Below are 14,328 nucleotides of genomic sequence, written 5' to 3'. Positions count from 1 at the left end.
CTTTCCTAAAGATGCATTATAACCCGAAAGGTTGCCTCAGCCCAAAAAAATCTAAAAAATAGCTTATGCTTCCGTGAGTTAGTACAACGCTTCATGTCAATCAGCTAGTATACTATAGTCCTGCAGCGGATTATTAAGAAGCACTGCATATAATATTCCGCCAAAGCCATAAGCCACCACATCCAAAAAATCAGCGGTGTAAGCTAATGAGCAGAACGGTAGCACTAACTCAAATACAATACTAAACAGAAATATTGCCAGTAAGATATGGCTCTTCGGAAGTATAAATGCTGGGTTGAGGAAGTATGCGCGTTCGGCTGCCAACACTATTGTTAGGCTAAGGGGCAGGCACAGCAGGTCATCGAGGTACGAGTAGAGCGGGCGAATGTACAGTTGCTGCCATTCTAGCAGCTGGTTTAGCATGAATAGCGCCAGGCAAAGCAGAAAATATGGTTGCCGGATCGTTTTCATACTCACACGGCTACCAAACCAATAGATAACATGATAAGCCCGATAACCATCAGGAAGATTTCTGTAGGCGTTAGGTTTCGGAACCAGTTTTTACTTTTTGGAGGCAGCGCTGCTCCGCATTCCGGACACTGTGTTGCGTTAGCCGGCACGGAAGCGCCACAGGCCGGGCAGTTTTTTGGTGGTGTGTTTTGGGGAGTAGCCATAGCCACAAAGGTAAATTGGCAAGCTTTAAAAGCAAGTTAGCCTAAGCCGTTAAAGTTGGTTTCAGTAAAATGCCTGCTATTAAGCCTATTAGGTATAACAGCAGTGGCACCAGGAGTTGTGCAGGGTAAAACCCTCCTTCGCGTGCGCCATGCATCAGCAAAGCCAGCAATAGGACGCTTACTGCCGTTAAAAGAGGTTTGTATAACTTGGCCATAGGCTATATAGTTAGGTATAACACCGATGTACTATATTCACTATGATCAAGTTACACAAATATTTTTTTAAAAGCCTAATAATGTTTAGACATACATAAACTCAGGAATCAGGTAATCAGCGTGTTACTTCTTGGTAGTGATAACCACGGCACCGCCAGCCGCTTTTTCTCCGTAGGCGGCTTTTGCCTCCTCGGGCTTCAGAACCGTTATCGACTCGATGCTATTCGGATTGATGTTTTGCATTATCTGTTCTGCTTCGGATTCTGTGCCCATCTCTACGCCGTCTATCACAAAAAACGGATCGCTGATAGCCTCCTGCATCTGGCCGGGCTGCACGGGGTTGCCCTGGCTGTCTTTTATTTCAGGAATTGTTACGTTGCCTGGCTTATCCTCATCAAAGCTATTGTTTTGGATCTGATGCACGTATTGGTTGATGGCATACATCATTTGCTGTTGCTTGGCGTGCATGATCGGGCGGTTGGCCTTCATGTCGTCGTACAGCATCTGGTAAGAGAGTTTACGCAATCGCACATAATCCAGCATGGCTGCCACGCGCCCCTCCTCTCCCGCCGGGGCATCATCTATGTTTTCGAGCAGCACCTCCCCCTCTTCCCATTGTGCAATGCCTTCTGTTAGCAGCGGTAACAGTTCGTCAGGGTTATAGTCGCTTCCGGCCTTGTCCAGTGCCTGGGCGGCTTTTATGGCTGAGGTCTCTAGTTTGCCTACCTGCTCCATGGTGTATGCGTAACGCACCTTGCCGGTAAACGGTATTTGCTTAAACCAGATAAAGAGCGCCAGCATGCCGGCCACTACCGTAACCGCATTGCCCAGCAAGCCATAGTTTTGCGTGATGTAGCGATTGGAGCGTAAGAGCAGCACACCGCCTACCAGTAAGCCTGCCACCAGGCCGCCTATGTGTGCTGCGTTGTCTATGCCGCCGCGCATGCCGTAAGCCAGGTTTATACCTATCACAAAAACCATGTTGCCAAGTATGGCGCGTTTGCTCTTCCAATCGAGCTCGCGCTCTAGCAGTAATACCATCAACAGCATGCCAAACAATCCGAAAATAGCACCCGAGGCACCCACCGACACGCTGATTTCCGGGCTGGTCCACCAGAGGCTGGCTATACTGCCGGCAAGGCCGCACAGCAGGTAGGCAAGTATAAATTGCACGCGCCCAACCAGCGCCTCCAGCTGCATGCCAATGTTTATCAGCGCTACCATGTTAAACAGCAGGTGCACAATGCCGCCATGCAGGAACATACTTGTAAGCAGGCGCCACCACTGGCCGGTTAAGGTATAAGGCCCAAAGTTAGCACCAAGCTCCACGAGCCGCTCTGCATCCGGGTCCAGCACATGCACGCCAAGCAGGGCCCCGACTATAAAAACAAGCAGGTTTAGGTTTAGCAGGATAGGCGTTACAAAATAGTGCTCCTTGGGTACGAATACCTGCAGGAAATTTTTGAATTTCTGGCTCAGCGTTTCCGGTGCTGGATGCAGCGGCGCGCTTAGCTCTTGCTTGAGCTGCTCCTGCTGAGGCACTTCCACCCCGCGGCGTTCCATCTCCGCTATCACGGCAAGTATGGCCTGTGGCTCGTATTGGCTGTGATCTTCCAGTATGCCTTGCAACTGCTCTGTGCTGAGGGCTTCGGCTTGGGCAGTATAGTCTGTTTTCATAAGATGTTGGATGATATCCCGCAAAAATAGGCAAGGCGATCTCAAGCTCAAAATAGAACTTATCAAGGAGGCGAAATATAACCTTCAGCTGCCGGAAAGGGTACAATTGTACACAAATACAGAACTATGACACAGACAAAAACCGATACCCCATACTTTACCATTAGCACCGGCAACAGCCCGTTGGTAGCCACCGCCATACACGATGGCCACATCGTACGCCCCAACCTCAGCAGCCGCTTTAACCTTACCTCTGCAGAGCGGCTGCGCGAAGAAGACCCTTTTACGGCCGCATGGGTAAGCGTTGCCGATAATCAGATTGTGGGGCACTACTCCCGCTTTGAACTGGACCTAAACCGCCCGCCCGAGAAAGCCATTTACCGTAAGCCAGAGGACGCCTGGGGCCTGAAGGTTTGGAAAGAGGACTTGCCTGAGGAGCTTGCGCAAGAATCGATGGGGCGCTACGAGGAGTTTTATGCAGCGGTAAAACGGCAGCTAACCGAGCTGCTGGCAAAGCACGGCTGCCTTGTTGTCTACGACCTGCATACTTACAACCACCGCCGCGAAGGCCCTAACGGCCCTGCTGCCGATCCGGAGCAGAACCCGGAGGTAAACATCGGCACGGGCAACATGAACCGTGAGAAATGGACGCCTGTGGTAGATGCCTTTATCCAAAGCCTGAGCAACTATGACTACCGGGGCCGGCAGCTGGATGTGCGCGAGAACGTAAAGTTCGAGGGCGGGCACTTCATGCGCTGGCTCCACGATACCTTCGGCGATGAAATATGCGTGATGAGCATCGAGTTTAAGAAATTCTTTATGGATGAATGGACCGGTGAGCCAGACCAGGAACAGGTAGAGGAAATACGGGCTGCGCTGCAGCACACCACCAACCCCGTGCTAGAGGCCCTGGCCAATGTGAGCCATACTTCTTGATCGTTTATCGTTTAACCTAAAGCCTGTAGAATAGCATAGAACTTAGCTGCCGCACCAAACATGATCGAAAGTATAACTGATAGCTTTATCCGTAAAATTACCCGTAGCCTGCAGCGTGGCAAGCAGGTGCACCGCCGGTTGCCGCAGGGCGGGCTTATCTACATCGACAGGCCCCTGCCCTTTTTGGTGATTTTCCGCCACCCTGAAGGCCAGCCAGACCACCCTACTGCCGACTTCCTTAAAGCTAACGCCGCTTACATTATCTCGCACCAAGAGCGTACTGAGGAGCTACGGCCGCTTGTGCAAAGTATAGCCAATGCCATGGCCGATCAGTTTGGCGCTTTCATGATTATTGAGGTGATGGCCGCTCTGCCCAGCACCACAGATACTGACCTCTTTAAGGTGTTGGGGCCGGAACATCAGTTACCTACTACAACAGAAACCATTGTGCAGGAGCTGCAAAATATAAAACTGAGCGGCATCCATACTTCGGTAAGCACCGCTACCAACAAGCCCTTGCTACAGGAGCCGCTTTGCCTTATCCCGGAGGAGGACCTGAAAAAACACAGCATTCTGATGCTTGGCCTGCAGCTCCGACCGATTTACAAAAACGACTCTACCGGAAAAATCTACCCTTTGCTGCTGCGCACGCTACGCGAGAAAGTGGCCAACGCCATCAAGAAAACTGTTTTTGACTTCGTGAATGTGCAGACGACACATCACCCGGTGCATTTCCAGGCATTGGGGCGGCAGGCCGTAAACCGCGTTGTGTGGCGCATCGATAAGCAACTTACAAGTATAAGCGACCAGTTCCGGTTTTTGCTGCTGGTAACCCCCGTGAACAACAACGAGGCCTGGGAGGAATTTAAAAAAGCTAAGTATGAAAAGGCCCCTACGTTTCATTACCGCCTCATGCCCGTGGATGCCGACCAGCTCAAGCGCAAGCTCTATAACATTTCCATCGAGAAGGTAGACGACCCCACGCTCGGCTACCTGTTCCGCGACAAGCGCCATGAGCTGGACAAGATGCTGACCATGCTTGCAGACCGCAACAAACCGGATTTTCTCTACAGCAGCATGCAGCTTTACGGCACCGTGGATGACCAACTACTGAAAATAGCCGAAGGCATACTTGCCACTGTTCCGGAATCTGACCACAAATCCTCTCCCGAGATTATTCCCGTGTCTGAGTTTGTGGCGCAGGCCGAGCAGGAGATCGCTTTCCTGAAAGAGCAATACCCGGGCTTAGAGTCTGGCGTGGATGTTCGGGATGATATTGTGGGGCTCATCGTGTCGAAGGGCAGGTTAAACGTGGGAACCGATGCCAAGATTCCGAGGCACCGCGCCCAGGCTTTGATACAGCATGAAGTTGGCACCCATATCCTGACATACTTTAATGGCAAGGCACAGCCGCTGCACCAGTTGTACGTGGGCAGCCCGGGCTATGAGGAGCTGCAGGAAGGGCTTGCCGTGCTGAGCGAGTGGCTGGTGGGCGGCCTCGACCACACGCGTATGCGCATTTTAGCTGCCCGCGTGGTGGCTGTGTACCATCTTACCAAGGGCTGCAGCTTTACAGATAACTTTTGGCGTTTAAAAGATGCGTATCACTTCGACGATGAGACAGCTTGGGACGTAACCATGCGCGTGCACCGTGGCGGCGGCCTTACCAAAGACGCCGTATACCTGCGCGGCTTGGTGCACCTGCTCAATTACCTGAAGGAGGGCAACGAACTGGAACCACTGCTCATCGGCAAGATCCGGCAGGATTACATCCCGATTGTGCAGGAACTGATCTACCGGAAAGTGCTGCGCCCAGTCCCGATAAAACCTCGCTACCTGCTCGACAGCAGCATCCAACCAAAGCTGGAACAACTTAAAAGCGGTATTTCAGTATTTAACTTACTATAATCTTCCAACCGCATTATCAACCTAAGTATAAAAACCACCCCATGACGATAGGATTTGTAGTAAACGATATAAATACCGAGAAAGCATCTTACACCACCATTTTCCTGGCGCAGCGCATGCACAACAAGGGCCACACCGTGTACCTGATGGGTGTTGGCGACCTGGCCTATTACCCCGATGGATACATGGGTGCCGAGGCCGTGCAAGCCGACCCGAAGCACAAGTATAAATCCTGCACCACCTACTTGGAGGCAATACAGGGGGAGAAAGTAAATAGAGTACGTGTTACCGCCCCTGACCTGGATGTGCTCATGCTCCGCAACGACCCGTCTTCTGAGGGCGAGGGCCGCGCCTGGGCCCAGAACGCCGGCATTATTTTCGGCCAGCTGGCCTTGCGCCATGGCGTGATCGTGCTAAACGACCCGACCAAGCTATCCGATGCCGTGAACAAGATGTATTTTCAGCACTTCCCGGAGGCAGTGCGCCCGCGTACACTCATCACCCGCGACAAAGACGAGATTAAGCAGTTCTTTAACGAGCAGAAGAACAATATCATCCTGAAGCCCCTGCAAGGCTCTGGCGGCTCAGGCGTGTTTATGGTGAAGAAGAATGACTCTACTAACCTGAATCAGATTGTGGAGGCCATCAGCCGCGATGGCTACGTGATTGCCCAGGAGTACCTGCCAGAGGCCACGGAAGGCGACGTGCGCCTGTTTGTGATGAACGGCGAGGCACTGCAGCATAAAGGCAAGTACTGCGCTATCCGCCGTGTAAACAGCAAAGACGACATCAGAAGCAACATGCACGCCGGGGGCTCTGCCCAGCATGCCAAAGTAGATCAGCGCATGCTCGATTTGGTAGAACTGGTAAAACCCAAGCTAATACAGGATGGCATGTTCTTGGTAGGCTTAGATATAGTGGGCGACAAGCTGATGGAGATAAACGTGTTCAGCCCCGGCGCTCTGCCCGATGCCAGCGAACTAGAGGGTGTAGACTTTTCAGAGCCGATTATTGAGGCCCTTGAGCGCAAAGTACATTACAAAAAAACGTATGGTGTGCAGGTGAGCAATAAAACTGTGGCTATGATTTAGGCAGCACACCACCAAATCTATTCTATAAAAGCAGGGCTCATACCCTGCTTTTTCTTTTTCGGGCCTCTTTACTGTTGGTTTTTAGCGATGCTTTAGACTCTGTTATCAAAGTTTATACATCAACCGAGGGGCTTTGGCTGAAAATCGATGGCCGATTCTGTAAAATTTGAAAATATTTCACAGGAGCAACTTCCTTTAAATCAAAAGGTTAACTTGGCAAAGCAGAGAATATAGCGGAGTGGCAGAAAATCTTTTATGATTTTCCTTTTGGAAAAGAAAACAAAGGAGTAATTTTGCACCCGAATTAAGGGGTACACTATACCGGAAGGCTAATATAGTTAACACTAAATTAACACACAAGCCGGAGCTGGAAAAATTTTCAGGATTTATTCAGTGGTGCACCATTAGTTCGTTGGCAGAAAAGGATTAAAACCTGAAATGCCGCCCCAAACGCGATGTATTATTACTAAAGATAAGGTTAGATAAAGTTTAGATTAGTTTAGTTTGTTTTAAGGTGAGAGAAAGCCCCGTCATTAAATGGCGGGGCTTTTCTCATTTTATAGCCTATACTTTATCCATCACCAGGAACCAGGTGGTAAGTATAGCCAGCGGAATGGCGGCAAGTATGAGTTTCAGCACAAAGCCCGGCGCTGCCGTGCCGGAGCGCCAGGAGCCACGGCTAAAGACATACCGTACACTAACTAGCAGCGAGAGAAACACCAGCACCGACACGCCCAGGTGCACGAACTGCACTGCCTGCGGCGCATCTATACTTGCATCCCAAACCCGCAGCCCCACACGCACCAGCCACGGGCTTATAGCCAGCGAACTTAACAGCGCCAGTAGCGCACCAGCCTTTATGCGGAACAGCGTAAGCCAGGAGGTTAGCCCAAAAAGAATCATGCCAGCCCGAAGCGCCACATCCGAGTATACATTGTGCGGCACCGATACATAGCCTCTAAAGAATAATATTACCGTTGCCGTAGCAACGCCCGTCAGGAAAAACAGCAGATACCGTGTCATAGTAGGGTATCATACTGGATATGGGCAGTTTCGGATACCAGGAAAGTATAAAACGCAGGCTACAAACTGAACCGGATGGGCAAGGTATAATGCACCGGAACGGCCTCACCCTCATACTTTCCCGCTATCCATACCAGCATAGTATGGATCACGCGCAACGCCTCGGCATCGGCATCGGGGTGTATGCCTTTAATAAGCTCAATGTTTTCTAACTTACCCTGCTCATTCACCACGTAGCTCACTAAAACCAAACCCTGCACTTTTGCCTTGCGGGTGCTTTTGGGGTATTTTATATTGGTGGCCAGCCAACGCAGCATTGCTTGCTCGCCGCCGGGAAACACCGGCATCTCCCGCATCGGGAAATAGCTTAGCTCGGCACCGGCCTCGTTGTATACCTTGCCGGAAACTACCTTGCCCTGCTCGTAAATCTCTATGCGGCGCACTTTCCCTGACTCAAAATAACCTACCAGCGTATCCTGGACCATGTTGTTTTTATACTTGCACGTGTATTGTAACTGGCCACTGTCGTACCACGCGCTGTACTCGCCGTTGAGTTTGTTGTTTTCGTAGCTGGCTTTAATCTTGAAATGGCCGCTTTCATGCCACTCCGAGTAAGGCCCGTTCAGATGGCCGAGGTTCTCTTTACCACCCTCAAAGTTGCTGTAGGTAAGCTGGTGCACCTTTGTGCTGTCCTTTGCCAGAAAGCGCGTCCGGGTACCGCCCCCGGCTTCGTTTATTTCCTTTACATCGATAAAGTATGCTTCTGAGGCCGGTACTTCCTTTTGGGTTTCGCTGAGGTACCTTACTTGTTTTGTTTGCGCGTGGGCGGGCAGCAGGGCACAGAAAACAACGCCCGTAAGTAACAGCAGCATACGTTTGCTGTGCGTTAAGTCAATAATATTCATGTTTGTGGTAAGTGATTAGCTTGGTAAGTATACTTGATTTTTAGCGCACTGCGGCCTGTTCCTCCTCTTCTTCGGCATACACCTCCTCGTGCTGCGGGTACAGGCGCTCCACGAAGGTTGATTTTACCCTGGACGAAAGCAGGAAGTATGGCACCCAAATCGCGACGCCGGCAAAAGTGCCTAACAGGTTGGAGCCGAATTTCTCATTTGCTACACCAATACCCCAAGCGGAGGTAAGCGCAAGTTCGAGAAGCATAAATGCCAGCCTGCTCACGTAAAAGGCAACCATTAATTTTGGCACACTGGAGCGCCGCTTTAAGTATAGCGTAATCAAAAGCCCGCTAAAGGCCAGCAGCGCCAGATTAAACGCCATCTCTGCACCAACTAGAAACGCACCTGACCCGTTGCCGGAAATATTCTCCCATAGGTTGGCGTTAAAGTAGCCCTCCGAAATAAAAGAGACGATAACTGAAAATGGCGTGAAAATAAGCCCCAGCAAGGGCACGATTACCCAGCCACCCAGGCTCTCGCCGCCATAGGGCAGCTCACCGCCAACTGGTGCCGGGTCCCAGAAGTATAGCTTGTAGGCCCCGAAGCCAAGCAGCACCAATGTTAACAACGACATGATGCCTACCGTCCAGCTAAATTTAAAGTCGCTAATGCTATCCACAAGGCCCTTGTTAAACGTCAGGCCATACACCATGTTGTCAACCATGGCCTTTTGGTTGCGCAGGTAGGTGGCAGTGGCTTCCGGGCTAACGAAATCCTGCTTAGAGCGGTAAGCCAGGTCAATGTTAAGCTCGGTGCCTTTGGAGCTGTAAGCAATCTTACGGCTGTACCAAAAGGCTTCATCGTCTATCTCCTGGTCTTGGTTATCCAGGGGCCAGGCCTGTGGTAACAGCACTTTTATACTTTGCTCCACGTGCACCGGGTGGTTCAGGGCCATAGGCATGGTGCGCTTGCTGCTTTGCAAACGGCTTATGTAGCCATTAAATACCAACGGCGAGAACCAGGCTTCCAGCACATCCTCGTTGGCGTGCTGCGGCTGCCAGAAACCGGGTATGCTATACTTCTCGATCACGGTGAATATGTTATCCAGCTCGTTATCCTCGAAGCGCAGGTTATCGGCAAACTCAATTTCAGGGTAGGCGTTGGCGTAGAAGTTGAGGTAGTTTTTCTCGATGTCGGACATGCTGGTGGTGGCAAAGCTGCTGCGCTGGTAATCGGCCTCAGCACCGCTATACTCCGTCCGGACTTCCAGCACCACATCATTCTCAACCTTATCGATAGAATAGATCTCGCGCACCTTTACGGTTGGCCCCTCTGTAACCGGCCCCGACACTGCGGCCAGCGTTTTGGTGCCAGGGGCCAGTAACAGTGCCTTGCCGTAAGCCGGCATGTAAATATTGTTGTAGCTGCCGCGCTGCTTGCTAATGGTGGCATCGTACCAGTATGTTTTTCCGCCCAAAAGCTCTACACGCACTACGCAGTGGTTAAACGCGCTCGGCGAGGGAAGCAGGTTGCTGATGTGCCCATCCAACGTGGTGTTAACCAGCGCCGGGCTGGCTTTTATGTTCATCTGCCGCAGCATGTAGGCCAGCAGCAGCGCCTTGTCCTTGCAATCGCCGAAGCGGTTAGCGAACACCTGGTTGGGCATGTGCGGCTTGTACCCGCCAATGCCCGCCTCGTAGCCCAAGTAGCGCACCTCGTCCTGCACGAAATGCAGCGCAGCCTCTACACGACCCTCGTCGCTGCCTGTACTTGCTTTTATACTATCAATCTTGGCCTGCAGCTTTTTAGAGGGCGCTTCCTTCACCTCGAACAGCGGCAGCGCCCACCGTGCCACTTCCTGCCAGCTCTTAAATTCCGACACATACACACCGGGGTAAGGGTCATACCAGTCGGGCAGGTTGTTATCCATTTTGGTGGCGGGCAGGTTTTTCAGGTGCCAGGTATAGCTTGTTTTTCCGTTGGATGTGGAGGTTTCGGGTTTGCGGGCATCCAGGTGGTACTTAAACTGCAGCTTGCGCCCCTGCGGCACAACCATACTTACCAGTAGCTCATCCACGGGGTCGTACTGCTGCAGGTTAAAACCCGTGAAGAACTTGCCCCCGAACACGGGGTTGTAGCCCTTGGAAGTATAGGCATAGTCTATTACGTCGCCTACCCGGATGTCGTCGAGCACAAGTATGGCTGTCAGGCTTTCATCGTAGATGCCGGCGTCCATGCCTTCCTCGCGCTGTATCACCTTTACTTTTGCCAGGTCCAGCTTGTTTATGGCCTTCCCGTTGCGCCATACCTGCACTTTATGCAAGAGCAGTTGCTCGTAGTTGGGGTCGAAGTTAAGCCTGATCTCTGAGGAGTTCTGCACGCCTTCCTCAGTCAGCAGTTTGTATGTATACTGGTGGTACGTTTCCTGCAGAGCTAGCTCGTACTGCACGTTGGTGAGCAGGTAATGATAGCCTCCGTTTACGTGGTCTGGGTTGATTTTGGTAGTGGTGCGTGCCGGCAGCTTTATGGCCCAGCCCGGCTCCGGGGTAACTTTCAGATTTTTCGGGGCGCTGGCGTGGGCCTGCCATATCAGCCCGAACAGCAAGGCCAAAAGAAGAAATGCTTTGCGTTTGTTTTCAGTGTAAAGGTGTGTCATGCGCTTGTACTAACTGGGAATTATTTGATCTTCTAAATATAATATGAATTGTGTTATCCAAATATATTCTTGCCCATAAAATTGCACTAAAACTTGCCACACACAAACAAATTACCCTCCTGCTTGTATAGCTATATCGGAGTGATGCGCCCAAAAGTGTAAATTAGAGCATGGATAAAGCGAACAAAGGAGCCAGAGCAAGTATAAACCAAACCGATAAGGACAAAAAAAGCCTGCGCGAGCAAATGGGCGCGCTCAAGAACCTACCCAAATTTTTCCGGCTTATATGGAGCACCAGCCCTAGCCTAACCGTTACAAACCTGCTCCTCCGCTTGGTAAAGGCTGCTATCCCTTTATCGATGCTTTATGTTGGCAAACTGATTATTGATGAAGTAATTCGGCTGATTGATGTTACCGGAGACCAAAACCTAACATACCTCTGGACGCTGGTGGCCATAGAACTTGGCCTGGCTGTAATTTCCGACATTATTAACCGCGGTATCACACTGGTGGATAGCCTGCTAGGCGACCTTTTCTCGAACCGTACTTCCGTAACCCTGATAGAACATGCCGCCAAGTTGGATTTGGCCCAGTTCGAGGATGCTACTTTTTACGATAAACTGGAGCGCGCGCGGCGGCAAACGGTAACCCGGGTTGTGCTTATGTCGCAAGTGCTGTCGCAGTTGCAGGATATGGTAACGATTGGCTTTCTGGCCGTGGGCCTAATTGCATTTAACCCTTGGCTCATACTTATACTTCTGATAGCCGTGATCCCATCCTTCCTAGGCGAGACGCACTTTAACGAGCGCAGCTACTCCCTCTCCCGCTCCTGGACGCCCGAACGCCGCGAGCTGGACTACCTCCGCTACATTGGTGCCTCCGACGAAACAGCCAAGGAAATCAAAACTTTTAATCTGGCTGGTTTTCTAGCTGGGCGCTTTAAAGAGCTGTCTGATAAATATTATCTGCTAAATAAAGGCATTACTATGAAGCGTGCTTTCTGGGGCAGCGCGCTCTCAGCCATTGGCACGCTGGCATACTACGGCGCTTACGTTTTTATACTTTTCGAGACGGTGGCCGGAGCCATTACAGTGGGTAGCCTTACCTTCCTGGCCGGTTCGTTCAGCAACATGCGCAGCCTGTTGCAAGGCATCATGACGCGCTTCTCGCAGATTGCGGAGAGTGCGTTATACTTACAGGATCTGTTCGACTTCCTGGAGCTAAGGCCGCAAATAACCCCACCCGAGAACCCCTTGCCCATCCCCCGCCCCATTAAGCAGGGCTTTACCTTCGAGGGCGTCGGCTTTAAGTACCACAACTCTGAAAAATGGGCGGTGCGACATCTGTCTTTTCATTTACGGGCAGGCGAGAAGCTGGCATTGGTTGGTGAGAATGGGGCAGGCAAAACTACGCTGGTTAAGCTTTTGGCCAGGCTGTATGAGCCTACTGAGGGCCGTATACTTTTAGATGGCATAGACCTGAGAGAATATGACCTGAACGACCTGCGCCACCAAGTGGGTATCATTTTCCAGGATTACGTACGCTTTCAGATGACAGCCTCCGACAATATTGCTATCGGGCAAATCAGTAATATTTTGGATAAGGAGCGTATACAAGGCTCGGCGCAGAAAAGCCTGGCAGACCTTGTCATCCAGCGCCTACCGGATAAGTATGAGCAGGTGCTTGGCAAGCGCTTCAACAATGGCGTGGACCTATCGGGTGGAGAGTGGCAGAAGGTGGCGCTGGCAAGGGCCTATATGCGCGATGCGCAGCTACTTATACTTGATGAGCCTACCTCTGCTCTGGATGCCCGCGCGGAGCATGAGGTCTTCCTGCGCTTCTCCGAACTTATTGCAGGCAAAACAGCTGTGCTTATCTCGCATCGCTTCTCTACCGTACGCATGGCCGACCGTATTCTGTTTCTGGAGCAGGGCCAGTTAAAAGAGCTTGGCTCTCATGAGGAACTGCTGGCTCATAACGGCAAATACGCCGAGCTGTTTCAATTGCAGGCGAAAGGGTATTTATAGTGCTGGCCGTACAATAACAGCCTAGTCTCACTACCAACACCGGTTTATTTTGCCCATACTCTGGTAACGCAAACCCTACATATTCTGCTTTTCTCCTTTACCCTCTTGCTTATCATACTTCTATATCGTACCACTGGAGCGTCGTCAGTAGCTTTTAGATCCTTACTATAGTGAAAGGGAGCCAACCCGTTTAAATTGGTTATTCACAAAAATAAATAACTATTATTATATACCAGACGTTTTAAATTAGACTGACAGAAGGCCTCTGCCATTATGCATCCTCTCGTTTCTTCACTTCTGAAGAGTAGTACTATGGCTCCGATAAATACTTTGCAACCCCCTAAGTCCAAATCCTATGAAAATAAACACATCAATTCTTTTGTTGATATGCCTGCTTTTTCTCCTGCCGTCCTGCAACAAGGATGATTTATTTAATCCATTCCCACCTGACCGCCAAATAGACCCGCGCAACTTTACCCCGGCAGTTATTGATAACCCCTATTTCCCGCTAACACCCGGAAACACGCTTTACTATGTAAATACCAGTGTAGAAGATGGCGAAACCGAGACCGAGAACCTTAAGGTAGAGATAACACACGATACAAAGGTGATTATGGGTGTAACTTGCCGGGTAGTGCATGAGGTGACAACTGATGAAGATGGCGACTTGGTAGAGGACACTTTCGATTGGTTTGCCCAGGATAACAAAGGCAATGTGTGGTATTTTGGAGAAGATACAAAAGCATATGAAGACGGTGAGGTGAGTACAGCAGGATCATGGGAAGCAGGCGTTGACGGTGCCCAGCCCGGCATTATTATGTATGCCAACCCAAAAGCCCATATAGGCGTGCCTTATTACCAGGAGTTTTACCTTGGAGAGGCTGAGGACCAAGCTGTGATCATCAACACGAACAGCACCGTTGAGATTGGCTTAGGTACTTTCAGGCATTGTGTTAAGACCAGGGAGTATACTGCCCTGGAGCCCGATGTTGCAGAAAACAAGTATTACGCCAAGGGCATCGGTATGATCCTGGCAGAGAAGATTGAAGGTGGCATGGAACGGGAAGAACTCGTGCGTATTACGCGCTGAACTTAACTTTGATTTGAATACATAGACCACTGGCTACTTGTGCTAACACACGAGACTGCCAGTGGCCTTGGCTATGCCACCGCTTGCCGCTATCCCTGTATTGAAGGCCAAGTCCCTATCCACGTGGAACATCC

Annotated in this window: 11 protein-coding genes; 5 read left to right on the top strand and 6 right to left on the bottom strand. The window is 50.8% G+C overall.

The window, feature by feature from the left end; genetic code table 11:
• Positions 1–96: 96 nt before the first annotated feature.
• From D1627_RS11190 to D1627_RS11180, 3 genes are all read right to left on the bottom strand, one after another.
• Complete coding sequence (locus D1627_RS11190; protein WP_119432321.1) at positions 97–471, bottom strand: magnesium citrate secondary transporter; 375 nt, start codon at positions 469–471, stop codon at positions 97–99.
• Positions 472–473: 2 nt separating this feature from the next.
• On the bottom strand, positions 474–674 hold the full coding sequence (locus D1627_RS11185; protein ID WP_119432320.1) for a zinc-ribbon domain-containing protein: 201 nt from the start codon (positions 672–674) through the stop codon (positions 474–476).
• A gap of 339 nt (positions 675–1,013) precedes the next feature.
• Entirely contained in the window at positions 1,014–2,567 is a 1,554-nt protein-coding gene (locus tag D1627_RS11180; RefSeq protein ID WP_119432319.1) for a rhomboid family intramembrane serine protease, read from the bottom strand.
• A 126-nt stretch (positions 2,568–2,693) separates the two neighbouring features.
• Here D1627_RS11180 and D1627_RS11175 point away from each other — a divergent pair, with 126 nt between their 5' ends.
• Genes D1627_RS11175 through D1627_RS11165 form a run of 3 tightly spaced genes read left to right on the top strand, consistent with a single transcriptional unit; the run spans position 2,694 to position 6,502 of the window.
• Positions 2,694–3,503, top strand: a complete 810-nt coding sequence (locus tag D1627_RS11175) for an N-formylglutamate amidohydrolase (RefSeq protein ID WP_119432318.1) — start codon at positions 2,694–2,696, stop codon at positions 3,501–3,503.
• 60 nt (positions 3,504–3,563) lie between these two features.
• Complete coding sequence (locus D1627_RS11170) at positions 3,564–5,411, top strand: flavohemoglobin expression-modulating QEGLA motif protein (protein WP_119432317.1); 1,848 nt, start codon at positions 3,564–3,566, stop codon at positions 5,409–5,411.
• A gap of 41 nt (positions 5,412–5,452) precedes the next feature.
• The gene (locus tag D1627_RS11165; protein ID WP_119432316.1) at positions 5,453–6,502 is read left to right on the top strand and encodes a glutathione synthetase; all 1,050 of its coding nucleotides are present in this window, start codon (positions 5,453–5,455) and stop codon (positions 6,500–6,502) included.
• A gap of 564 nt (positions 6,503–7,066) precedes the next feature.
• Here the strand turns inward: D1627_RS11165 and D1627_RS11160 are convergent.
• From D1627_RS11160 to D1627_RS11150, 3 genes are read right to left on the bottom strand one after another with little or no spacing between them, the layout of a single operon-like run.
• On the bottom strand, positions 7,067–7,525 hold the full coding sequence (locus tag D1627_RS11160) for a hypothetical protein (RefSeq protein ID WP_119432315.1): 459 nt from the start codon (positions 7,523–7,525) through the stop codon (positions 7,067–7,069).
• Positions 7,526–7,584: 59 nt separating this feature from the next.
• Entirely contained in the window at positions 7,585–8,430 is an 846-nt protein-coding gene (locus D1627_RS11155; protein ID WP_119432314.1) for an energy transducer TonB, read from the bottom strand.
• A 40-nt stretch (positions 8,431–8,470) separates the two neighbouring features.
• Positions 8,471–11,077: a DUF3857 domain-containing protein gene (locus D1627_RS11150; protein WP_119432313.1), complete on the bottom strand. Its 2,607-nt coding sequence runs from the start codon at positions 11,075–11,077 to the stop codon at positions 8,471–8,473.
• A 170-nt stretch (positions 11,078–11,247) separates the two neighbouring features.
• On the opposite strand from D1627_RS11150, the gene D1627_RS11145 reads away from it, so the two are divergent.
• Positions 11,248–13,104 carry an ABC transporter ATP-binding protein gene (locus D1627_RS11145; RefSeq protein ID WP_119432312.1) on the top strand — a complete coding sequence of 619 codons (1,857 nt, stop codon included), beginning with the start codon at positions 11,248–11,250 and terminating at the stop codon, positions 13,102–13,104.
• 355 nt (positions 13,105–13,459) lie between these two features.
• Positions 13,460–14,194 carry a hypothetical protein gene (locus D1627_RS11140; RefSeq protein ID WP_119432311.1) on the top strand — a complete coding sequence of 245 codons (735 nt, stop codon included), beginning with the start codon at positions 13,460–13,462 and terminating at the stop codon, positions 14,192–14,194.
• The last annotated feature ends 134 nt before the right edge of the window (positions 14,195–14,328 follow it).

Source organism: Pontibacter oryzae, assembly GCF_003576375.1.
GTDB lineage: Bacteria > Bacteroidota > Bacteroidia > Cytophagales > Hymenobacteraceae > Pontibacter > Pontibacter oryzae.
This window is presented reverse-complemented; position numbering and strand designations above follow the sequence as displayed.

Bases quoted from the DNA above. Each gene is read 5' to 3' on its own strand.
- D1627_RS11145 (WP_119432312.1), top strand. From the start codon at position 11,248: ATGGATAAAGCGAACAAAGGAGCCAGAGCAAGTATAAACCAAACCGAT.
- D1627_RS11190 (WP_119432321.1), bottom strand. From the start codon at position 471: ATGAAAACGATCCGGCAACCATATTTTCTGCTTTGCCTGGCGCTATTC.
- D1627_RS11165 (WP_119432316.1), top strand. From the start codon at position 5,453: ATGACGATAGGATTTGTAGTAAACGATATAAATACCGAGAAAGCATCT.
- D1627_RS11180 (WP_119432319.1), bottom strand. From the start codon at position 2,567: ATGAAAACAGACTATACTGCCCAAGCCGAAGCCCTCAGCACAGAGCAG.
- D1627_RS11155 (WP_119432314.1), bottom strand. From the start codon at position 8,430: ATGAATATTATTGACTTAACGCACAGCAAACGTATGCTGCTGTTACTT.
- D1627_RS11185 (WP_119432320.1), bottom strand. From the start codon at position 674: ATGGCTACTCCCCAAAACACACCACCAAAAAACTGCCCGGCCTGTGGC.
- D1627_RS11170 (WP_119432317.1), top strand. From the start codon at position 3,564: ATGATCGAAAGTATAACTGATAGCTTTATCCGTAAAATTACCCGTAGC.
- D1627_RS11160 (WP_119432315.1), bottom strand. From the start codon at position 7,525: ATGACACGGTATCTGCTGTTTTTCCTGACGGGCGTTGCTACGGCAACG.
- D1627_RS11140 (WP_119432311.1), top strand. From the start codon at position 13,460: ATGAAAATAAACACATCAATTCTTTTGTTGATATGCCTGCTTTTTCTC.
- D1627_RS11150 (WP_119432313.1), bottom strand. From the start codon at position 11,077: ATGACACACCTTTACACTGAAAACAAACGCAAAGCATTTCTTCTTTTG.
- D1627_RS11175 (WP_119432318.1), top strand. From the start codon at position 2,694: ATGACACAGACAAAAACCGATACCCCATACTTTACCATTAGCACCGGC.